The sequence below is a fragment of the Pseudomonas sp. SYWMCR5 genome, assembly GCF_057197165.1.
Genome location: NZ_JBXUNH010000006.1, coordinates 305,340 through 325,965, shown reverse-complemented (window position 1 = coordinate 325,965; position 20,626 = coordinate 305,340). Strand labels below are relative to the sequence as shown.

Below are 20,626 nucleotides of genomic sequence, written 5' to 3'. Positions count from 1 at the left end.
GGAACCGACCCCATCGAACGATGGCCAAAGGCTTGGGATGATCATCAGGAAGCAGCTATGCATGTAGAAGGGTTTTTCGAGTGGTTGGGCCAGGCGCTGGGCGCGGTGATCAAGTTCATCGTCGATATCATGAGCGGGCTGTTCAATCTGCTGGCCAATGCCGGCGGCAATTTCATCGACGGGCTGGCGCGCACCTTGGGCATGGACACCTCGCTGGTCAGCATCCTTGCGCTGATCGTCGGGCTGATGCTGCTGTACTCGGCGATCCGGGCGTTCATGCGGGCGTCGATCGTGATGGGCATCATCTGGCTGGTGCTGGGCTTGTGGGTGTTGAGCTGGATCATTCACTGACCCGAGGCCCGCCATCCATGAACCTGTGGGAGCGGAGTCACCCGCTCCCACAGTCGCATCAACGGCTACGCACCACCATCTCGCCCTGACTATCCCCCACTGCCTGCAGGTTCGGCCGGTACATCGACTCTACCTGCGGCGGCGGAATGCGATAGCTGCCCGGCGTTACCGCACGCGCCAGGTACAACAGGTGCGTGGTGCCGTAGCTGTCGAGCTTGAGGGCGGCCACATAACGGTCGTCGCGGTACTCCTGGTGCACCACGCTGGCGTTCTGCATCGATTCGCGCCACTGCTTGACGGCACTGCTGGCGTTGTCGAGGCTGGCGGCGCTCTGGGCCAGGTTCTGGTTTTCCAGCTCCAGACCCGCCGGCAGCAGGTCGACCACCAGCGCATCCGGCACCTGGCTCTGGGCCTTGAGTGCCAGGTGCACCAGCACCAGGTCGCCACTGCGCAGGTTGCGCAGGTCCAGGGCCTGGCCGTTCATGCCCAGGTACTCGCGACGGATCTCCATACCATTGCTGCTGGCCGCAGGCGCCTGCCGCGGATAGCCGGACAGGGTCAACTGCTGGTACAGCGTATCGCTGCCCTGGTTCTGGATGCTCAGCGGCGATGCCAGCAACGGGCCTTCGAGCTTCATGCCCGATTCGGTGTTGTTGAACTCGCGAACCTCACCAGCGCTGTCCAGACGCGCCTGCCAGTTGCCTTCGGGCTTGCCCAGCAGGCCGCGGCCGGCGAGGAACAGCGCATTGCGCTCCTGGGTCGACAGCCAGCGGTTGGAGGCCAGTTCGTCGGACAACGCGAACAGGCGTTGATCGACCTGGTTGCTGGCCAGGTTGTTCTCCTGAAGCAGCGCCAGGATCAGTGCCTGGTCACGCACGGCGCTGCCGTAGTCGGCCAGCCAACCCTTGCCACGGCCTATCGCTAGGCCTGCCTGCAACGCCTGCTGCGAGCGCGGCTTGTCGCCCATCTTGTCCAGCGCCACCGCCAGTTGCACCAGCGGCAGGCCGGAGCGGGCATCGCTGCGGCGTTCGAACAGGCTGCGCAGCGCACCCAGCGGCGCTTGCTGACTGCGGGCAAGCACCAGCGCGGCGTAGGCCTGCACGGCAAAGCGGGTGTGTTCGGCGTCCTGGCTGTAGTCGACCTCGATCAGGTTGCGCTCCTGCAGATAGCGCAGCAGGCGCTCGTTGGCCTTCTTCAAGGCATCGGCAGGCACACCGTAGCCTTGCTCACGCGCACGCAGAAGGAAGTCGGTGACGTAGGCGGTCAGCCAGTACTCTTCCTCGCTGTCCGAACTCCACAGGCCGAAGCTGCCGTTGTAGCGCTGCATGCCCAGCAAGTGCTCGATGCCCATTTCGATCTTGCGCTTGCGCACATCGGTCGGCTCACCCTTGATACCCAGACGCTTGAGGCTGTCGGCATCGGCATAGAGCGAGGGATAGAGGCCACTGGTGGTCTGCTCCAGGCAGCCGTAGGGATAGGCTTCGAGGGCACGGATCTGCTCGGCCAGGTTCAGCGGTGGGCGGCTCGACAGCGCAAGGCTGGCTTCAAGGCCTGCCGGTTCGAACTCGGCCAGCTCGTTCTCGGGCAGGGTCCAGGGTTGGTCCTTGAGCGCCACGCGGTAGTGCTTGAGCATCGCCGGATACGCCGGGCGCACACCCAGGGTCCATTCGCGCTCGAAGCCGGTGGCCGTCTCGCCCGGCAACTGCAGGCCATCGACACGCACGTGCACCTTGCCCTGCCCCAGGCCACCGCGGGCCTGCACCGAAATCATCAGCGTGCTGCGCTGGCCTTCGGCAAGGTTGATGCTCTGCTGGGCGGCACCTGCGAGGTCGAGTTGCCCGTCGGTGGTCACCTGCACGTTGAGCTGCTGGGCACGGCCAGACAGGTTGGCCAGGTCCAGGGCCAGGCGAGTCTGGTCGCCACCGGCGAGGAAGCGCGGCGCCGACAGCTCGGCGATCAGCGGTGCAGCGACGACCGTCTTGCCTTCGGCCATGCCGAAGTGCTCGTCGGTCCAGGCCTGCGCCATCAGGCGCAGTTCGCCGTTGAAGTCGGGGATATCGACTGTGGCCTGCCCTTCGCCCTTCTCGTCGAGCGTCACCGGCAGGCTCTGCTGGGCGACGATGGTGACCGTGGTGTTCGGGCGCTTGCCGCCCTTGGCCATGGCGGCGTCACCCCCGAAGGCCAGGCTCGCCAGGCGGCCCTGGCCGGCTTCGATCAACTGGCCGTAGATATCCAACTGGTCGGCGCCGTAGGCCTTACGACCGAACAGGCTGGCAAAGGGGTCGGGGGTCTTGAAGTCGGTGATGTTGAGGATGCCCACATCCACCGCAGACAACAGCACATGCACCTGCTTCGGCACGCTGCCGTCGGCATTGACGGCCTTGAACTTCACGGTCAGGGGCTGCTTGGGGCGCATCTTCTCCGGCGCCTGCAGGCTGACCGCCAGCTTGCGCTCGGCGCGGTCCAGCGGCAGGTGCAGCACACCGACGGCGCGTTTGGGCGTGGCATTGACCTTGCGCTCACCCGGACGAATCACCAGGGCGCTGATATAGAGGTCGTGGCGGGCCCATTTCTTGTCCAGCTCGACCTCGAAAGTCTTGCCTTCGGCAGGTACGTCGATCTCCTGCCACCACAGCGGACCGTCGCTGGACTCGATCATCAGGTAGCCGCTGCCGGCCGCAGGTGGCGTGACGGTAACCTTGGCGGTGGCACCGTCGGCGTAGGAAGGTTTGTCCAGCGCCAGCTTGACCTGGTCAGGGCGTACTGCCCCACCTTCGGCGTTGTCCTGGGCGCGGTAACCGGCCCAGAAGCGCTCGCTGGATACCAGCCCGGTTTCGGGATCTTCGACCTCGACGCGGTAAGGCCCCCACTCCACCGGGAAGGTCAACTTGGCGGTGGAGCCGGCCTTGACGCTGACGGTTTCCTCGCTCTGGGTGAGGAATTTCTCGTTGTAGTTGTAGCTCCAGCCATCGCTTTGCGAGTAGTTCCAGTAGTAGTCGCGACGCTCGCGGATCAACCGCACCTTGAGGTCGTCGGCGGCGAGCTTGTTGCCGTCGCGGTCGGCGACCAGCACCTCGAACTGCACCGGGGCATCGCTGTCGGTCTCGTCGCCATCGAACAGGCCGCGCAGGCCCGGCAGGCGATCAGCCGGCCAGATCGGCTGTTCCAGACGCCGGGTGATGGGGCGACCGCCAGACTCCTGCAGGCTGGCCTGCACGGTCAATTGCAGCGGCGAGCGGGCCTCGGCCCAGCGGCTCTCGATATCGACGGTGGCCTTGCCGGCCTGGTCGAGGGTGACTTCATCGAGTTCCAGGTCCTGGGTCAGTTCGCTCTCGGTAACCGAGCCGAACTGATAACCCGGCAGCGCCGGCACCGCTTCACGCAGCGGGCGGATGTAGGCCTGGCCGCTCAGGCGGTTGCCGGCAGCTGGCGCGCCATAGAGATAGCGGCCATTGACCTGGATGCGTGCGGTTTGTTCGGGGCTGAGCGGGGTCTTGCTGCCCTTGAGCTCCAGCGCCAGGCGCTCGGGCAGGAAGTCTTCGACGAGGAATTCGTAGACCTGCTTGCGGCCACCGCCGAGGTCGAGCAGCAGTTGCCAGCGCCCGGTCGGCGCCTCGGTAGCCAATTGCAGCTGATATTGGAACAGGCCGTTCTGGTCGGCCTCCCAGACGAACTTGCGGCTGACCTGCTCATCAGGGCGACGCACTTCGACCGTCACCGGCTGAGCCTTGACCGGCTTGCCGTCCTGGTCGCGCAGCAGGCCGTTGAGCAGTACGGTTTCGCCGGGGCGATACAGGTCACGCGGGCCAAAGATGAAGAACTGCAGCGGATTGGCTTGCGGGCCGGTGATGTCGAATTCGGCCAGATCCAGTGCGGCGGTGTTCAGGCGCAGCAGCGTGGTGTGCACGCCCTGGGTGGCGATCAGGGTGTCGGCCTTGGCCGTGATCGGCAACTCGGCATGGCCCTTGCCATCGGTCTTGGCCTGGGCCAGCAGCTTGCCCTTGTCGTCGTGCAGCTCGAGGGTCACGTCGCTCAGGGCCTTGCCGCCCTCGAGGGCCTGGGCGAACACGTCCAGGCGGTCACGGTAGCGGTGCGCGGACACGCCGATATCACTGAGGGTGAACAGGGTCGCCGGTTGCGAATAGTCGTAGGTGCCGGAGGCGCGCATCACCGCCAGGTAGACGCCCGGCTCCTGCAACGGCTTGATCCCGGCGATCGGCAGCAGTACGGTTTCGCGAGTATTGCGTGCAGGGTTCAGGTCGAAGCGGCCGCTGTAGACCAGCTCGGCCATGTCCAGGGTTTCCTTGGACTGGTAGTAGTACAGGCTGCTGTTTCGGCCCCAGTTGACCAGGAAGGTCGAGAGCATTTCCGGTTTGACCCGGAAGAACTCGACATCGACCTTGTCGACGTTCAGGGCGATCACCGGCAGGCCTTCGGCCAGGCGGGTGGGCAACAGGGAGCCACGGCTGGCAAAACCGATGGTCGGCTGCATGTCGCGGGTTTCCAGGCGGCTGACCGACTCACCCTGAAGCGTCTTGCCGTTGACCGCGAGCAGGCCTTTGTCGACGGTCAGCACCAGCTTGCGCTGCGGCTCGAGGTGGCGCAGACGCAGTTCCATCTGGTTGTCGGACAGCTCCCAGGCGCCGTCGAGCTTGCCCTTGACGGTATCGACCAGGTGCACCTTGGCGGCGAAGTCCTGGTTGGCATCGAGCGGCACCGAGAAGCTGATCGACAGGGTACTGGCACCGTCGAGCTGGACCTCCGAGACGTCCAGCACGTTGAGTTCACGGTCGGCGTAGCGCTTGGCGAGCGCTGCCGGGTCCTCGCGCTTGGCGGGCTTGGCTTCGGCAGGCACGCTGGCCGCGGGCTTTTCAGCCGGCGCGGGGGTGTCCTTGGAAGAGGAATCACAGGCACTGAGCAGGGCCAGCGCGCAGGCCAGCAACAATCCTTTGTTGAGCATAGGAGAGAGGACTCTTCGGCAGCAGGGTGGTGAGGGCAGAAACTATAGCGCAACGTCAGGCAGGCTACCTGCGCTGCAGTGGCAAATGAGACCGCGTTCGCACGGATTGGTTGCCTGGCCGGTACAATGGCCAGCAGCCGAAAACCGGGGCCGCCGTGCGCCCCTTCGCGGGCAAGCCCGCTCCCACAGGATAAGCGCAATCGCATGCCCTCACTGCTCAACGACTGGCAGCACCGCCTCACCCACCGCAAGGTCTGGGCCTTGGCCGCGCCGATGATTCTTTCGAACATCTCGGTGCCGTTGGTGGCACTGGTCGACAGCACGGTCATCGGCCATCTGCCCCACGCCCACCAGCTCGGTGCCGTCGCCGTTGGCGCCACACTGTTCACCTTCATGGTCGGCCTGATGGGGTTCCTGCGCATGGGTTCGACCGGTTTTGCAGCCCAGGCCGCCGGTCGCGCCGACGGCGCCGCACTACGCCAGGTGCTGGTTCAGGGGCTGCTGCTGGCGCTGGCGTTCGCCGTGCTGATCGGCCTGCTCGCCCTGCCCCTCAGCCAGTTGGCCCTACAGGCGATGCAGCCCAGCGAGGCCCTGCAAGCCTCGACCGAAGCCTTCTTCCATACCCGCCTGCTCGGCCTGCCGGCGGCACTGGCCAGCTATGCCCTGGTCGGCTGGTTCCTCGGCACCCAGAATGCTCGTGCGCCGCTGGCGATCCTGCTGACCACCAACCTGCTGAACATCGTCCTCAACCTGTGGTTCGTGCTCGGACTGGACTGGGGCGTACTCGGTTCGGCGCGGGCCTCGGTGATCGCCGAATGGAGCGCGGCCCTGCTGGGCCTTGCCCTGACCCGCCCGGCGCTGCGCGCCTATCCGGGACGCATCGCCTGGGCAGCGCTGGAACGCTGGCAGGCTTGGCGCCCGCTGCTGGCGGTCAACCGCGATATCTTCCTGCGCAGCCTGGCGCTGCAACTGGTGTTCCTGCTGATCACCGTGCAGGGCGCGCGCCTGGGTGAAGCGACGGTCGCGGCCAACGCGCTGCTGCTCAATGGCCTGCTGCTGACTGCCTATGCCCTGGACGGCCTGGCGCATGCGGTCGAGGCCCTGTGCGGCCACGCCATCGGCGCACGTGAGCGCGACACCCTGCGCCGCTCGCTGGTGGTCGCCTGTGGTTGGTCACTGATCGTCAGTCTGGTCTTTGCCGGGCTGTTTCTGCTGGGTGGGCACTTGTTCATCGACCTGCAGACCGACATCCAGAGCGTGCGTGACGCAGCCTACCCTTACCTGCCTTACCTGGCGCTGCTGCCGCTGGTAGCGGTGTGGAGCTATCTGCTGGATGGCCTGTTCATCGGCGCTACTCGAGCGCGCGAGATGCGCAACGCGATGCTGGTATCGGTGGCGATCGCGTTGCCGCTGGCATTCGCCCTGCGAGGGTTCGGCAACCATGGATTGTGGCTGGCGTTTCTCGGGTTCATGGGATTGCGCGCGGTGACGCTGGGGTGGGTGGGGTGGCGGTTGCAGCAGCGGGGAGCGTGGATCGATTGAAGCAGGGCCGCTCCCGCAAACCTTGCAGGAGCGGCCCGCCGATCACGACGACAGGTACGAAGACCGAGTCAGGCCCAGGCGCAGCGCGTCGAGGAACTGGGTCCGCTCACGGGCGCTGATCTTGGCGCTGGCGACCTTGTCGCGGTAGTGGGTCATCAACTCCTCCGGCGACAGGTGCACGTAGCGCAGCATGTCCTCGATGGTGTCGTGGGTCTCGATGCCAGCGTGGTACACGCTGCCGTCGGCGTTCTGGTAGATGTTCACCGAGTCGGTGTCACCGAACAGGTTGTGCATGTCCCCCAGGATTTCCTGGTAGGCGCCGACCAGGAACACGCCCAGCAGGTAGTCCTCACCTTCGCGTACCGCATGCACCGGCATGCTGGTCTCGATGCTCTGCTCGTCGACGTACTGGTTGATCTTGCCGTCCGAGTCGCAGGTCAGGTCCTGCAGCACCGCACGGCGCATGGGCTCTTCGTCCAGGCGGTGCAGCGGGATGATCGGCAGCACCTGGCCGATGGCCCAGGTGTCGGGCAGGCTCTGGAATACCGAGAAATTGCAGATGTACTTGTCGGCGAGCTTGTCGTTGAGCTCGTCCAGCACCTGGCGGTGCGAACGCTGGCGAGCCTTGAGCGAGTTGTGCAGGCGACGGCACACAGCGAAGTAGCATTGCTCGGCCAGGGCTTTCTCGGAGAGGCTAATCTTGCCATCGGCATACTGCGCGGCCACGTCACCCATGTAGTGGGTGGCACGCCAGTAGGTCTCGGTGACCATCTCGATGTCGGTCGGGCCGAGCAGGTCGGCCAGCCACTGCACGGTCTCGGGCAGCGCCTCCTTGTTCTCGATGGTCGGCACTTCGTCGTTGTGGCTTTCGACGTCGGTGACCTGGATCACCAGCATGGCGTGGTGCGCAGTCAGCGAGCGACCGCTCTCGGAGAAGATATGCGGGTGCGGCAAGCCCTGGGCGTCGCAGAACTCCTTGAGCATCCCCACCACCACGCCGGCATAGTCATCCATGTCGTAGTTGATCGAGCTGGCGTTGCGCGAGTGGGTGCCATCGTAGTCGACGCCCAGCCCGCCACCGACGTCGATGTGATCGACCGGCAGGCCCAGGCCGCGCAGCTCGCCGTAATAGCGGATGGCTTCCTTGAAGCCGTGCTGGTAGTCGGCGAGGTTGGCGATCTGCGAGCCCATGTGGAAGTGCAGCAGGCGGATACCCTGGTCCAGCCCGGCATCACGGAAGCGGCTGACCACCGACAGCAATTGCGCAGCCGACAGGCCGAACTTGGATTTCTCGCCCCCGGTGTCGGCCCACTTGCTCGAAGCCAGCGACGACAGGCGCACGCGCAGGCCGACCTGTGGCTTGACCTTGAGCTCGGCGGCTTCCTCGATCACCAGGGCGACCTCGGATTCCTTCTCGATGACGATGAACACGTTGTGGCCCAGCTTCTGGCCCATCAGTGCCAGGCGGATGAACTCACGGTCCTTGTAGCCGTTGCAGACGATGGTACCGCCCTTGGGCGCCAGCGCCAGCACGGCCAGCAGCTCGGGCTTGGAGCCGGCTTCGAGGCCGATGGAGACGTTTTGCGTGGCGATGATGTTCTCGACCACCGCCTCCTGCTGGTTGACCTTGATCGGATAAAGGGCCGTGTACTGGCTCTGGTACTCCAGGCGCGCGATGTTGGCGTCGAAGGCACCGGTCAGTTGGCGTACGCGGTCCTGCAGGATGTCCGGGAAACGGACCAGCAGTGGCAGCGACAGGCCACTCTGGCGCAGCTCGTCAACCTGCTCGAAGAGGTCGATCGGCGCGCTGTCGGGGCCGTTGGGGCGCACTTCGACACGCCCGGCTTCATTGATGGCGAAATAACCAGCGCCCCAATGGCGGATACCATAAACACTGCGGCTGTCGGCCACGGTCCATTGGCTGCCATCGTCTTTGCGTGTGCGTCGTACGGACATTCAAGTCCCCTATAGATAAGTCAAGACACTGCCCCGCGGTGGGTGCGGGCGCAGTGTAGAAGCTGAAAATGACGATTCGTCCGTCCCCGGGTAGACCCCGGCAACGGAAACGAGTTTAGAAAGCGCTCGGCAAAAATGCCTGCGGGCAACACTCAACCGCCGGACTTCTTCGCCTTGAAACCCTGCTTGATCAGCTCGGCGAGCAGCAGTTCGACGTGATCACCCTGGATCTCGATGACACCGTCTTTCAAGGCACCACCGGTGCCGCATCGCCGTTTGAGCGTGCTGGCGAGGTCCTTGAGCTGCTCGAGCGGCAGCGGTACGCCAGTGATGGTGGTGACGGTCTTGCCACCACGCCCCTTGCTTTCACGGCGTACCCGGGCAATGCCATCGCCTTCGGGGATCAGTTGCTGCTTGCAGACACACGCGTCCACCGGCTGGCTGCAGTCGGGGCAGTGCCGACCAGCGTCGGTGGAAAACACGAGACCGCCGAGGGCGGAGAAGGAAGAAGCTTTCTTGGCCACTTTTGTTCCTCTTGCTGAGGACAAAAACTGGTCGGACCACAGGGGGACTGGACCGACCGCGAAGCCCCACTCTGGCAGGGGCGGCGCTACTGTCGCAGGTGTTGCGACAGCCCGAAAAGGGCGCGCAGTGTAACGATAAATTCCTGGCTTGCTAAGTACTGGATTGCGGCATTTTGCGAATGTTTTGCGACGTGGGGGAGCGCTGACGGCTACAGGCTCGCCTTGTACCGGCGCAACGCCTCCAGCGAGTCCGGACAGAAGTCCTTCTCCCGGCTCTCGGCCTCTGCCTGTTCCACAGTGACGAAGCGCGCCTCGATCACCTCTTCAGGCTGCAGCCGCAGCGGCGCGTCGGACACCGCCGAGAACACCGCGCACCACAAGCGGTTGCCCAACTGATCGAAGTAGAACTTCTCGTGAAAACGCAACGCGACGCCAGCGATGCCCAGTTCCTCTTCCAGCTCGCGGGCCGCAGACTCGGCGTATTCCTCGTGCACCCCGACCATGCCACCGGCCGCCACATCCCAATACCCGGGATACAGCGCCTTGCTCAAGGTGCGCCGGTGCACGCACAGCTCGCCCTGGCTGTTGAACAGCAGGATGAAGGTACAGCGCCCGATCAACCCTCGCTCGCGCAACTCGGCCCGCGCCAGGGCGCCAAGCGGCTGGTCGTGTTCGTCCACCCAGGCCACCAGCTCGGCATCGGAGGCCGCGCGGTGCGCGACCTCGGCGGGATTGATGGTCATCCTTGCGAGAGCAACTGACGCAGGTCGATGACTGCGGCGTTGGCCCGGGAGATGTAGTTGGCCATCACCAGCGAGTGGTTGGCCCACATGCCGAAGCCACTGCCGTTGAGTACCATCGGGCTCCACAGCGGCTCCTGCGAAGCTTCCAGCTCACGAATGATCTGACGCACGCTGACGGTGGCGTTCTTCTTGGCCAGTACGTCGGCGAAGTCGACCTCGATGGCGCGCAGCAGATGCGACAGCGCCCAGGCCTGGCCGCGGGCTTCGTAGAAGACGTTGTCGATCTGCAGCCATGGCGTCTCGACGATCTCCTCGTCGACCTGCGGTGCCTGGCCGGCCTGGACGGTTTCGGTCTTCAGGTTGCTGTTGAGCTTGACCCGGCCGACGCTGGCCGACAGGCGTTGGGACAACGATCCCAGACGCGTGGCAACGTCGCCCAGCCAGTTGTTCAGGTTGTCGGCGCGGGTATAGAAGATCGCGCCTTGGTCGCCAGCGGCCAGGCGCACCTGGTAGCGGTTGAGCGACTTGATGCCCTCCTCGAACTCCGACTCGCTGGAAGGGAGGATCCAGCTCTTGTTGTCGAAGTTGAAGCGCGGCTCGGCCTTGGCCAGGTCGGCGTCTTCGGTCGATTGCGACTGCGAGCGAGCGAAGTCCTTGCGCAGCGCACGCGACAGGTCGCGCACCTGGACCAACACGCCATATTCCCAGCTCGGCATGTTGTCCATCCACAGCCCCGGCGGGAAGCGGTCGTTGGAGATATACCCACCCGGCTTGTCGAGCAGGGTGCCGGCCACTGTCTTGAGGGTTTCGATGGTGGTATAGCCAACCACCATCTGCTGGCCGTTACGCTCGGCCGCAGCCTGGGCATTCTGTTGCACCGGGAACAGATCAGGCTCTTCGCTCCAGTACCAGCCAAGGCCGATGCACACCAGCAGGTACAGGCCGATCAGGGTGCCCAGGGCGCGGCTCCAGAGGCCGCCGAGGTAGCTACGGGTGGCAGCGCCACGGCCATCGACGCGCTCGGGGCGCTCGGCCTTGGCCTCACGGTTTTTCCAGTCCAGCATGGCGTTGTCCTTAATCAATCATGACGGTTCAGGGGCTTGGACCACAGGCCTCGGCCAGGGTGCCACGGCAAGCCCGCGTCCCAGCACTATAAAGCAGACGCCGCCATACGCATAAGCGACCAATGGGTCGGGAACTGAATAATCGGGCCTGAACGCTTTGTTGACCCACAGCACTCGCGAGCAGGAAAAGACCTGCTAGCATAGAGCCATCATTGAACCTGCACACCAACCTCCAACAAGCAGTCAGGACATGACCCAGCCAGCCGAGCCCAGCCACGAGCGCTTGAAGCAGCATTTCGCCCAGCGGGTCATTCACCAGGCCCGACAGATTCTCGAAATCTGGCAGCGCCTGCAGCGTGGCGAGTGGTCGAGCGCAGGGCTGAGCGAACTGGGCGATGCCAATCTGCGCCTGCAACGCTACGCCGACCGTTTCGAGCAGCCCGAGCACGGCAGCCTGTCGATTGCCATCGGACAGACGCTGAGGGCCATCGAAGCGAACAGCACGCGGCTCAACTCCGAGCTGATCGGCGAGCTCAATCGCCTGATGCAACGCCTGTCGCGCACCGGCCTGCGCAAGGGCGACCAGCTCGATCATGTGCCTCTGCCACCCTTGCGCAAGCCGGTGTACATCCTGCTGCAGGACCATGACCGCGCCGAACGCCTGGCGCAACAGCTGGAGTTCTTCGGGTTGGGCGTGCAGGCACTGGGCAACGCCGAAGCCTTCCGTGCCTCGATGAGCGAACGCCTGCCGTCGGCCATCGTCATGGATGTCGACTTCAGTGGCCCCGGCCAGGGCCTCAAACTGGCCGCCGACGCCCAGCAAGGGCTGGAGCTGCACATCCCGCTGCTGTTCTTCAGCCTCCACGAGACCGACACCCCGACCCGCCTCGCCGCCGTGCGCGCCGGAGGCCAGGAGTTCCTCACCGGCACCCTGGAGGCATCCAGCCTGCTGGAGAAGGTCGAACTGCTGACCAGCGCCACCCAATACGACCCGTTCCGGGTGCTGATCATCGATGACTCGCGCGCCCAGGCCATGCACACCGAGCGCCTGCTCAACGGCGCCGGCATCATCACCCGCACGCTCACCGAGCCGATCCGCACCATGGCCGAGCTCGCCGACTTCCAGCCCGACCTGATCATCCTCGACATGTACATGCCCGACTGCACCGGCACCGAACTGGCCAAGGTGATCCGCCACAACGACCGTTATGTCAGCGTACCGATCATCTACCTGTCGGCCGAGGACGACCTGGACAAGCAGCTCGATGCCATGAGCGAAGGTGGCGACGACTTCCTCACCAAGCCGATCCGCGCCCGTCACCTGGTCACCACCGTGCGCAACCGCGCCGCCCGCGCCCGTCATCTCAAGGCGCGCATGGTGCGCGACAGCCTGACCGGGCTGTACAACCACACCCACATCCTGCAACTGCTCGAAGACTGCAGTTTCCGCGCCCGCCGCGAGGAACAACCACTGAGCTTCGCCATGCTGGACATCGACCACTTCAAGAAGATCAACGACCGCCATGGCCATCCCATGGGCGACCGGGTGATCAAGAGCCTGGCGTTGTTCCTCAAGCAGCGCCTGCGCAAGACCGATTTCATCGGCCGCTATGGCGGCGAGGAATTCGCCATCGTCATGCCCAACACCGGCCTGGAAGCTGCGCACAAGGTGCTCGACGAGATCCGCCGGCGCTTTGCCGAAATCCACTATCCCGCCCAGCCGCACGACCTGCAGTGCACCTTCAGCGCCGGGGTGGTGCAACTCGATGACGCGCTGGATGCGCTGACCATGGCCAGCGCGGCGGACGAGGCGCTGTACCGGGCCAAGCACGCGGGGCGCAACTGTGTGGTGAGGGTCGAGCCCTAGACTGGCACTCTGCCACTTTTTTATGGCGCCACCCCGTCGTCGTCATCACCCGGTCACAAAATCGCAATAACTTCAGGCACCTACCTCTCCATTCCCGCAGGAAGTTCGCGGCTATGCGCCTGAAGTGGCTGACCAATTTCAACACCCTCTTGCTGGTGACCGTGTGCTTTGCCCTGGGTGCAACCCTGTGGTGGTCGCAGCGTGCGCTGGAGCGTCCCTATCAGATGATGGAGCGCTACCTGGGGCTGTCCCAGCAGTTCCAGAACGAGACCGCCGGCAATATCCAGGCCTACCTGGCCAGCGGCGACGCCCTGCGCCATGCCTCGGCCATGGAGGCCAACAAGCAGTTGCACAGTGCCCTCGGAGAATGGCCAGACGCACTGGCCGCCAAGCTGCGCCCGAGCCTGGACAGCCTGCAGGGCTTTACCGCCAACGAACTGCTGGCCGCCGGCAAGCTGGCCGGAGACCCGCAGGCATTGCTGCTGCAGGCCGAGCGCGAACTGGGCGCCAACCTGGAGCAACTGGCCGGCTATGCCCGCGACAGTGGCAACGCCGAGGCGGGTCGCTACCTGGCCCCACTGATGGACGCCTCGCTGCACCTGGGCCGCCTGGCACTGGCCCGCGACAAGCTGGTCAGCAGCGGTCGCGCGGAACTGGCGGACGAAGTGGAGCGCGAACTGCAACAGATCCGCGCCCAGGCGCAGATCATCGACAGCCTGCCGTTGCTGGGGGTGACCCGCGCGGCCGAATCCAACGCCGACGACTTCGCCGCGATGATGGGCCTGCAAAGCCAGGGCAGCGAGCAGAAGGAGGACGTTGCCGTCGGCCTCAAGCGTGAACTGCAAAGCTTGCTCGGGCGCTATCCGGCCGAACTGCAGCGCACCCGTGAACAGATCGAACGCCGCGCCGCACTGGCCGCCAGCACCAGCGAGCGCCTCGAAGCTGTGCAGAAGGCCATCGCCGGACTGGAACCTGAAGTGCGCGGTCAGCACGCCAAGATCGCTGGCGAGGTCCGGGTCATCCAGGGCCTGATGATCGGCCTGATTCTGCTGATCGCCCTGCTCATCGACACCTTGCAGCGCCGCCTGACGCGCACCCTTACCAGCCTTGCGCCAGCCTTGTCGCGTTGGGCCGAGGGCGATTTCGCCCAGCCCGTCGCCCTTGGCAAGACCAACCTTGAACTGCACGACATCCAGGAGTCGCTCAACCGGCTGCGCCAGTACCTAGTGACCCTGGTCGGCACGATCCGCCACAACGCCGAGCAGGTCGCAGGCAGCAGCCATGCCCTGGCCGGCATGAGCAGCGCGCTGCATGACGGTGCCGAGCGCCAGGCGGGCGATACTGCACAGATCCGCGATGCCCTGGGCGAGCTCGAGGCGACCATCCAGCAAGTGGCCGGCGATGCCAGTTCGGCCGCGGATGCCAGCCGCGACGCCGGGCGCGCCGTGGAGCACGGCCAGACGGTGATCGGCCACAGCCTCTCCGGCCTGCGAGCGTTGGTCGATGAAGTGCAGGGCAATGCGCAGTTGATCGAACAACTGGCCGAGGAGTCGGCGACCATCGGTGGCGTGCTGACGGTGATCCGCTCGATCGCCGAGCAGACCAACCTGCTGGCCCTCAACGCAGCGATCGAGGCGGCCCGTGCTGGCGAAATGGGCCGCGGCTTTGCCGTGGTGGCCGACGAAGTGCGCTCGCTGGCCCAGCGCACCACCGGCGCCACCGGCGAGATCCAGGCGCTGATCGACCGCCTGCAGCAGGCGGCGCGCGAATCGGTGAATGGCATGCGCACCCAGCTCGAACACGCCGAGGCCACCGCCAGCCAGGCCCAGGCGGCGGACGGTGCGCTGGATGAGATTGTCAGCGCGATTCGCACCATCTCCGATACAGCGGTGAGGATTGCCGACGTCACCGCACAGCAGAGCGGTGCTGTGAGCGAGATCCGCGACCACAGCGAGCGGATTCATGCGCTCGGTGAGGACAACCTGCAACGCATCGGCGAAGGGCGCGAGCAGGGTGCGCAGTTGCTGCAACTGGGGGGTGAGCTGAATACCGCGGTGCGGGCCTTCAGGTTATGATCGGCAGGCCTGGCCACTTCGCGGGCCAGGCCGCTCCCACCCGGGCCAGGCCTGCAAACAGCCGAACCTGCGACCACCTGTCATCCCCGCCTCCAGCCAACTCCGCTATCATGCCGGGCACGTTCCGCCTCGCGAGTCCGCCATGCGCCGCCTGTTCTTCCTGCTGTTCCTGCTGCTGGCCAGCCCCGCCTTCGCCTCGGGCCTGCTCGACAACCGCCCCAGCGCCACCCTCGGTGCCGCCTCGCTGTCCAACAGCGCCGACTTCCTGCCGGTCCACGAAGCCTTCAAGCTCGACCTGATCAGCGCCGATGCCCAATCGATCAAGCTGCGCTTCGTCGCCACCGAGGGCTACTACCTCTACCGCCATCGCTTCCAGTTCCGCAGCGAGCCAGCCGACATCGCCCTCGGCAACGCACGGATCCCCCAGGGTGAAGCCAAGCACGACGAGTTCTTCGGCGATGTCGAGGTCTACCATGGCATCGTCGACATCGAGGTGCCGCGTACCGACTCGCGCGCCTTCACCTTGCTGGTCGGCTACCAGGGCTGCGCCGACAAGGGCTTGTGCTATCCGCCGGAAACTGCGCGACTGTCGATTCCCGGCGAAGGCAGCACCCTGTCCACCAGCACGGCCGAGCGCTGGAGCTGGCAGACCTTGCTACTGTTCTTCCTGGCCGGTCTGGGCCTGACCTTCACCCCCTGCGTGCTGCCGATGCTGCCGATCCTCTCGGGCGTGGTGCTGCGCGGCCAGGTGGGTGGCTGGCGTGGCTTCAGCCTGTCGCTGGCCTACGTGCTGCCGATGGCTGCCAGCTTTGCCGCGCTCGGTGCGCTGATGGGCCTGTTCGGTGCCAGCCTCAACCTGCAGGCACGTTTGCAGTCGGCCTGGGTACTGGTGCCCTTCGCGCTGTTCTTCGTGCTGTTCGCCCTGGCGATGTTCGGCCTGTTCGAACTCAAGCTGCCGCACGCCGTGAGCCAGCGCCTGGACCGCGTCGCCAGCAATACCCGCGGCGGTTCGCTGCTGGGTGCTGCGGTGCTGGGCGTGCTTTCCAGCCTGCTGGTCTCGCCCTGCGTGTCTGCGCCACTGGCCGGTGCCCTGCTCTATATCAGCGCCAGCGGCGATGCCCTGGGAGGCGCACTGAAGCTGTTCGCGCTCGGATTGGGCATGGGGGCGCCACTGCTGCTGGTGGCGACCGGCGGTGCCGCCTGGCTACCCAAGAGCGGGGCGTGGATGAACACGGTGAAGAACGTGATCGGGGTCCTGCTGCTGGGCGTTGCGCTCGGCCTGCTCAGCCGCGTGCTGCCGGGGCCGGTGACACTGCTGCTGATCGGCCTGTTGTCGGCAGGCGTGGCGCTGTTCCTCGGGGCGCTGGAATTCGTGGTCAAGACCCCGCGCCAACGCCTGGCCCAACTGCTGGGGCTGCTCTGCCTGGTCTATGCACTGGCGTGCTGGTATGGCGCACTTGCCGGTCAGGGCGATCCACTGCGTCCATTGCCAGGCCCAGGCGTCAGCGCCTCGGCCCCCGCCAGCGCCCACGCTCAGGCGGATGCGTGGCAAACCCTCACCACCCCTGCCGCCCTGGACGCTGCACTGGCCCAGGCCAAGGACGCAGGCCAGCCGGTGCTGCTGGACTGGTACGCCGACTGGTGCATCAGTTGCAAGGTGATCGAGCATGAGGTGCTCAACGCGGCGCAGGTCCAGCCAGGATTGAGTGGGTTCAAACTGCTGCGTTTTGACATCACCGAGAGCAACGCCGAACAACGCGCCCTGCTCGACCGCTACAAACTGTTCGGCCCACCCGCCTTGTTGTTTTTTGCCGCAAACGGCAGCGAAATGACCGCTGATCGGGTGGTAGGCGAGGTGAACGCCGACGAATTTGCGAAAATTCTCACGGGCACGCGCAGCAAACTCGGTCTATAACTTCCCGCGCACCGGTAACTTTCTCCGATGAAGTGACCAGAGCTCATCATCTGGTCACATACTTTGCGCGAATCTCGGTCATCGTGCTGGCTATTGCAGGGAACTGGACACTCGCTAGTCTCTTGCGGCATAGTCGCCGCGCTATGTCGAATTGCCCTACAAAACCAAGGAAACCGCAGATGGCCACCCTACTGGTGCTGCACGGCCCCAACCTCAACCTGCTCGGCACCCGCGAGCCGGGAGTCTACGGCGCCGTCACCCTCGCCCAGATCAACCAGGACCTCGAGCAGCGCGCACGCGCCGCCGGCCACCACTTGCAGTACCTGCAGAGCAATGCCGAGTACGAACTGATCGACCGCATTCACGCTGCGCGCAACGAAGGCGTGGACTTCATCCTGATCAACCCGGCCGCTTTCACCCACACCAGCGTCGCATTACGTGACGCATTGCTCGCAGTGAGCATCCCATTCATCGAAGTGCACCTGTCCAACGTGCACAAGCGTGAACCGTTCCGTCATCACTCCTACTTCTCCGATGTGGCAGTGGGCGTGATCTGCGGCCTGGGCGCCACCGGTTACCGGCTGGCCCTGGAGTCTGCACTGGAACACCTGGCTGCCAACGCACAGCCCTGATGACGCAAGGCCTCGGTCCTTCGACCGGGGCCTCGAAGCACTACGAAGAAACGTTTTCGATACGTTTTAACAATTACGTCCCCGACCGAACCTTGGGAGTTGCTGATTAATGGATATCCGTAAAGTCAAAAAGCTGATCGAACTGCTGGAAGAGTCCGGCATCGACGAACTGGAGATCAAGGAAGGCGAAGAGTCCGTTCGCATCAGCCGTAACAGCAAGCAACCTGCCGGCGCCCAGTACTTCGCAGCGCCTGCTCCGGTCGCCGCACCCGTTGCCGCCGCCCCTGTCGCCGCGGCCCCGGTTGCCGAAGCCGCTGCAGCACCTGCCCTCAAAGGCACCGTGGTCCGCTCGCCGATGGTCGGCACCTTCTATCGCAAGCCATCGCCGACCTCGCCGAACTTCGCTGAAGTCGGTCAGGCGGTGAAGAAAGGTGACACCCTGTGCATCGTCGAAGCCATGAAGATGATGAACCACATCGAAGCCGATATCGGCGGTGTCATCGACGCCATCCTGGTGGAAGACGGTCAGCCGGTTGAGTTCGACCAGCCGCTGTTCACCATCGTTTGAATCGCGGAGAGCCAACGATGTCTGGGAAGCTCGAAAAAGTCCTGATCGCCAACCGTGGGGAAATTGCCCTGCGGATCCTGCGTGCCTGCAAAGAGCTGGGCATCAAGACCGTCGCGGTCCACTCCACCGCTGACCGCGAACTGATGCACCTGGGTCTGGCAGACGAATCGGTCTGCATCGGCCCTGCATCGTCGAAAGAATCCTACCTGCACATCCCGGCGATCATCGCTGCCGCCGAAGTGACTGGCGCCACCGCCATCCACCCAGGCTACGGCTTCCTCGCCGAGAACGCCGACTTCGCCGAGCAGGTGGAGAAATCCGGTTTCGCCTTCATCGGCCCTAAAGCCGACACCATCCGCCTGATGGGCGACAAGGTTTCGGCCAAGGACGCGATGATCAAGTCGGGCGTACCGACCGTACCGGGCTCCGACGGCCCGCTGCCGGAAGACGAAGAAACTGCACTGGCCATCGCCCGTGAAGTCGGCTATCCGGTGATCATCAAGGCCGCCGGTGGCGGTGGTGGTCGCGGCATGCGCGTGGTGCACAAGGAAGAAGACCTGATCGCCTCGGCCAAGCTGACCCGCACCGAAGCCGGTGCTGCGTTCGGCAACCCGATGGTCTATCTGGAGAAGTTCCTGACCAACCCACGTCACGTGGAAGTCCAGGTACTGTCCGATGGCCAGGGCAACGCCGTGCACCTGGGCGACCGCGACTGCTCGCTGCAGCGCCGTCACCAGAAGGTACTGGAAGAAGCGCCGGCCCCCGGCATCGACGAGAAGGCCCGTCAGGAAGTCTTCAAGCGTTGCGTCGATGCGTGCATCGAGATCGGCTACCGCGGTGCAGGTACTTTCGAGTTCCTGTACGAGAACGGTCGCTTCTACTTCATCGAAATGAACACCCGCGTCCAGGTCGAGCACCCGGTCTCGGAGATGGTCACCGGCATCGACATCGTCAAGGAGATGCTCAGCATCGCCGCTGGCAACAAGCTGTCGTTCCGCCAGGAAGACGTGGTGATCCGCGGTCACTCGCTGGAGTGCCGGATCAACGCCGAAGACCCGAAGAAGTTCATTCCAAGCCCAGGCACCGTCAAGCACTTCCATGCCCCGGGTGGCAATGGCGTGCGGGTCGATTCGCACCTGTACAGCGGCTATTCGGTTCCGCCGAACTACGACTCGCTGATCGGCAAGCTGATCACCTACGGCAAGGACCGCGACGAAGCCATGGCGCGCATGCGCAATGCCCTGGACGAGATCGTCGTCGACGGCATCAAGACCAACATCCCGCTGCACCGCGACCTGGTGCGTGATGAAGGTTTCTGCAAGGGCGGCATCAACATCCACTACCTCGAGCACAAACTGGCCAACCAGGAGTGATCGCGTTAGCGTGATGCACGAAACCCCGGCCCTGTGCCGGGGTTTTTCATTGCCCCGCGACAGGGGCGGTGAAACATCCACAAACCCCCCGCACTCGCGTAAACTGACGCCCTTTCGCGCAGCTCCCGCTGCCCCTGTCGATTTACCAAAGGTGCCCGCCATGCCCTGGCTGCAAGTACGTCTGGCCATCAGCCCGGAACAAGCCGAAACCTACGAAGACGCCCTGCTCGAAGTCGGCGCCGTCTCGGTCACGTTCATGGATGCCGAAGACCAGCCAATCTTCGAACCGGACCTCAACACCACCCCGCTGTGGTCGCACACGCATCTACTGGCCTTGTTCGAAGCCGATGCCGAACCCGAAGCGGTGTTCGCCCACCTGCAGCTGCTGACCGGTGCCGACCTCCCCGAGCACCAGGCCGAAGTCATCGAGGACCAGGACTGGGAACGTAGCTGGATGGACGGTTTCCAGCCGATGCGTTTCGGCCAGCGCCTGTGGATCGTGCCGAGCTGGCACGAGGCCCCGGAGAAAGACGCCGTCAACCTGCTGCTCGACCCGGGCCTGGCCTTCGGCACCGGCACCCACCCGACCACCGCCCTGTGCCTGGAATGGCTCGATGGCCAGGCGCTCGAAGGCACTCAGGTGCTCGACTTTGGCTGCGGCTCGGGCATCCTGGCCATTGCCGCCCTGCTGCTGGGCGCCCGCGAAGCGGTGGGGACCGACATCGACGTACAGGCCATCGAAGCCTCGCGTGACAACGCCCAGCGCAACGGCATCGCCGACGAGAAGCTGGCGCTGTACCTGCCCGAGCACATGCCGGCGATGCAGGCCGACGTGCTGGTCGCCAACATCCTGGCCGGCCCGCTGGTCTCCCTGGCACCGCAATTGTCCGGCCTGGTCCGTCCCGGCGGCCTGCTGGCGCTGTCGGGTATTCTTGCCGAGCAAGGCGAGGAAGTGGCCGCAGCCTATGCCGCCGACTTCGACCTCGACCCGATCGTCGTGCGCGATGGCTGGGTGCGCATCAGCGGCCGCCGTCGCTAGGCTACAGTTCGTAAAGC

The 20,626-nt window shown here is 64.9% G+C and carries 13 protein-coding genes and 1 pseudogene; 9 read left to right on the top strand and 5 right to left on the bottom strand.

Annotated elements, in window-relative coordinates; translation table 11 throughout:
* Nucleotides 1-57 precede the first annotated feature (57 nt).
* The gene (locus tag AC2CGW_RS17905; RefSeq protein ID WP_054894193.1) at nucleotides 58-351 is read left to right on the top strand and encodes a hypothetical protein; all 294 of its coding nucleotides are present in this window, start codon (nucleotides 58-60) and stop codon (nucleotides 349-351) included.
* Between the two features lie 58 nt (nucleotides 352-409).
* On the opposite strand, the gene AC2CGW_RS17900 is transcribed toward AC2CGW_RS17905, so the two are convergent.
* Nucleotides 410-5,311: an alpha-2-macroglobulin family protein gene (locus AC2CGW_RS17900; protein WP_484574380.1), complete on the bottom strand. Its 4,902-nt coding sequence runs from the start codon at nucleotides 5,309-5,311 to the stop codon at nucleotides 410-412.
* Between the two features lie 204 nt (nucleotides 5,312-5,515).
* Between AC2CGW_RS17900 and AC2CGW_RS17895 the strand changes: the two genes are divergently transcribed.
* On the top strand, nucleotides 5,516-6,853 hold the full coding sequence (locus AC2CGW_RS17895) for an MATE family efflux transporter (protein ID WP_484574379.1): 1,338 nt from the start codon (nucleotides 5,516-5,518) through the stop codon (nucleotides 6,851-6,853).
* 42 nt (nucleotides 6,854-6,895) lie between these two features.
* Here AC2CGW_RS17895 and speA read toward each other — a convergent pair whose 3' ends face one another.
* The 4 genes from speA to AC2CGW_RS17875 all read right to left on the bottom strand — a co-directional run bounded on the left by speA (nucleotide 6,896) and on the right by AC2CGW_RS17875 (nucleotide 11,140).
* Entirely contained in the window at nucleotides 6,896-8,809 is a 1,914-nt protein-coding gene (speA, locus tag AC2CGW_RS17890) for an arginine decarboxylase (protein WP_153774079.1), read from the bottom strand.
* Between the two features lie 152 nt (nucleotides 8,810-8,961).
* Entirely contained in the window at nucleotides 8,962-9,333 is a 372-nt protein-coding gene (locus AC2CGW_RS17885; RefSeq protein ID WP_186666026.1) for a translation initiation factor Sui1, read from the bottom strand.
* A 209-nt stretch (nucleotides 9,334-9,542) separates the two neighbouring features.
* The gene (locus tag AC2CGW_RS17880) at nucleotides 9,543-10,076 is read right to left on the bottom strand and encodes an NUDIX hydrolase (protein WP_186666024.1); all 534 of its coding nucleotides are present in this window, start codon (nucleotides 10,074-10,076) and stop codon (nucleotides 9,543-9,545) included.
* The gene (locus tag AC2CGW_RS17875) at nucleotides 10,073-11,140 is read right to left on the bottom strand and encodes a DUF2333 family protein (protein ID WP_186666022.1); all 1,068 of its coding nucleotides are present in this window, start codon (nucleotides 11,138-11,140) and stop codon (nucleotides 10,073-10,075) included. Before AC2CGW_RS17875 ends, AC2CGW_RS17880 begins: the two co-directional genes overlap by 4 nt.
* A 250-nt stretch (nucleotides 11,141-11,390) precedes the next feature.
* Between AC2CGW_RS17875 and AC2CGW_RS17870 the strand changes: the two genes are divergently transcribed.
* The 7 genes and pseudogenes from AC2CGW_RS17870 (at nucleotide 11,391) to prmA (ending at nucleotide 20,609) form a co-directional block, all read left to right on the top strand.
* Nucleotides 11,391-13,007, top strand: coding sequence for a diguanylate cyclase (locus AC2CGW_RS17870; protein WP_426352343.1), 1,617 nt, complete (start codon nucleotides 11,391-11,393; stop codon nucleotides 13,005-13,007).
* Between the two features lie 1,550 nt (nucleotides 13,008-14,557).
* A pseudogene (locus AC2CGW_RS17865) lies at nucleotides 14,558-15,082 on the top strand (methyl-accepting chemotaxis protein); the annotation flags it as partial.
* A gap of 142 nt (nucleotides 15,083-15,224) precedes the next feature.
* On the top strand, nucleotides 15,225-16,997 hold the full coding sequence (locus AC2CGW_RS17860; RefSeq protein ID WP_484574378.1) for a protein-disulfide reductase DsbD: 1,773 nt from the start codon (nucleotides 15,225-15,227) through the stop codon (nucleotides 16,995-16,997).
* A gap of 179 nt (nucleotides 16,998-17,176) precedes the next feature.
* Nucleotides 17,177-17,629, top strand: a complete 453-nt coding sequence (aroQ, locus tag AC2CGW_RS17855) for a type II 3-dehydroquinate dehydratase (protein WP_186666014.1) — start codon at nucleotides 17,177-17,179, stop codon at nucleotides 17,627-17,629.
* Nucleotides 17,630-17,738: 109 nt separating this feature from the next.
* Nucleotides 17,739-18,197 carry an acetyl-CoA carboxylase biotin carboxyl carrier protein gene (gene accB / locus AC2CGW_RS17850; RefSeq protein ID WP_186666013.1) on the top strand — a complete coding sequence of 153 codons (459 nt, stop codon included), beginning with the start codon at nucleotides 17,739-17,741 and terminating at the stop codon, nucleotides 18,195-18,197.
* Between the two features lie 17 nt (nucleotides 18,198-18,214).
* Nucleotides 18,215-19,570, top strand: coding sequence for an acetyl-CoA carboxylase biotin carboxylase subunit (gene accC / locus AC2CGW_RS17845; protein WP_186666012.1), 1,356 nt, complete (start codon nucleotides 18,215-18,217; stop codon nucleotides 19,568-19,570).
* Nucleotides 19,571-19,730: 160 nt separating this feature from the next.
* The gene (prmA, locus tag AC2CGW_RS17840; protein WP_186710798.1) at nucleotides 19,731-20,609 is read left to right on the top strand and encodes a 50S ribosomal protein L11 methyltransferase; all 879 of its coding nucleotides are present in this window, start codon (nucleotides 19,731-19,733) and stop codon (nucleotides 20,607-20,609) included.
* Nucleotides 20,610-20,626: the final 17 nt, after the last annotated feature.

Excerpts from the sequence above, each read along its gene's own strand:
- AC2CGW_RS17895 (WP_484574379.1), top strand. The coding sequence starts at position 5,516 with ATGCCCTCACTGCTCAACGACTGGCAGCACCGCCTCACCCACCGCAAG.
- AC2CGW_RS17905 (WP_054894193.1), top strand. The coding sequence starts at position 58 with ATGCATGTAGAAGGGTTTTTCGAGTGGTTGGGCCAGGCGCTGGGCGCG.
- accC (WP_186666012.1), top strand. The coding sequence starts at position 18,215 with ATGTCTGGGAAGCTCGAAAAAGTCCTGATCGCCAACCGTGGGGAAATT.
- AC2CGW_RS17900 (WP_484574380.1), bottom strand. The coding sequence starts at position 5,311 with ATGCTCAACAAAGGATTGTTGCTGGCCTGCGCGCTGGCCCTGCTCAGT.
- AC2CGW_RS17860 (WP_484574378.1), top strand. The coding sequence starts at position 15,225 with ATGCGCCGCCTGTTCTTCCTGCTGTTCCTGCTGCTGGCCAGCCCCGCC.
- AC2CGW_RS17880 (WP_186666024.1), bottom strand. The coding sequence starts at position 10,076 with ATGACCATCAATCCCGCCGAGGTCGCGCACCGCGCGGCCTCCGATGCC.
- prmA (WP_186710798.1), top strand. The coding sequence starts at position 19,731 with ATGCCCTGGCTGCAAGTACGTCTGGCCATCAGCCCGGAACAAGCCGAA.
- speA (WP_153774079.1), bottom strand. The coding sequence starts at position 8,809 with ATGTCCGTACGACGCACACGCAAAGACGATGGCAGCCAATGGACCGTG.
- AC2CGW_RS17875 (WP_186666022.1), bottom strand. The coding sequence starts at position 11,140 with ATGCTGGACTGGAAAAACCGTGAGGCCAAGGCCGAGCGCCCCGAGCGC.
- accB (WP_186666013.1), top strand. The coding sequence starts at position 17,739 with ATGGATATCCGTAAAGTCAAAAAGCTGATCGAACTGCTGGAAGAGTCC.
- aroQ (WP_186666014.1), top strand. The coding sequence starts at position 17,177 with ATGGCCACCCTACTGGTGCTGCACGGCCCCAACCTCAACCTGCTCGGC.
- AC2CGW_RS17870 (WP_426352343.1), top strand. The coding sequence starts at position 11,391 with ATGACCCAGCCAGCCGAGCCCAGCCACGAGCGCTTGAAGCAGCATTTC.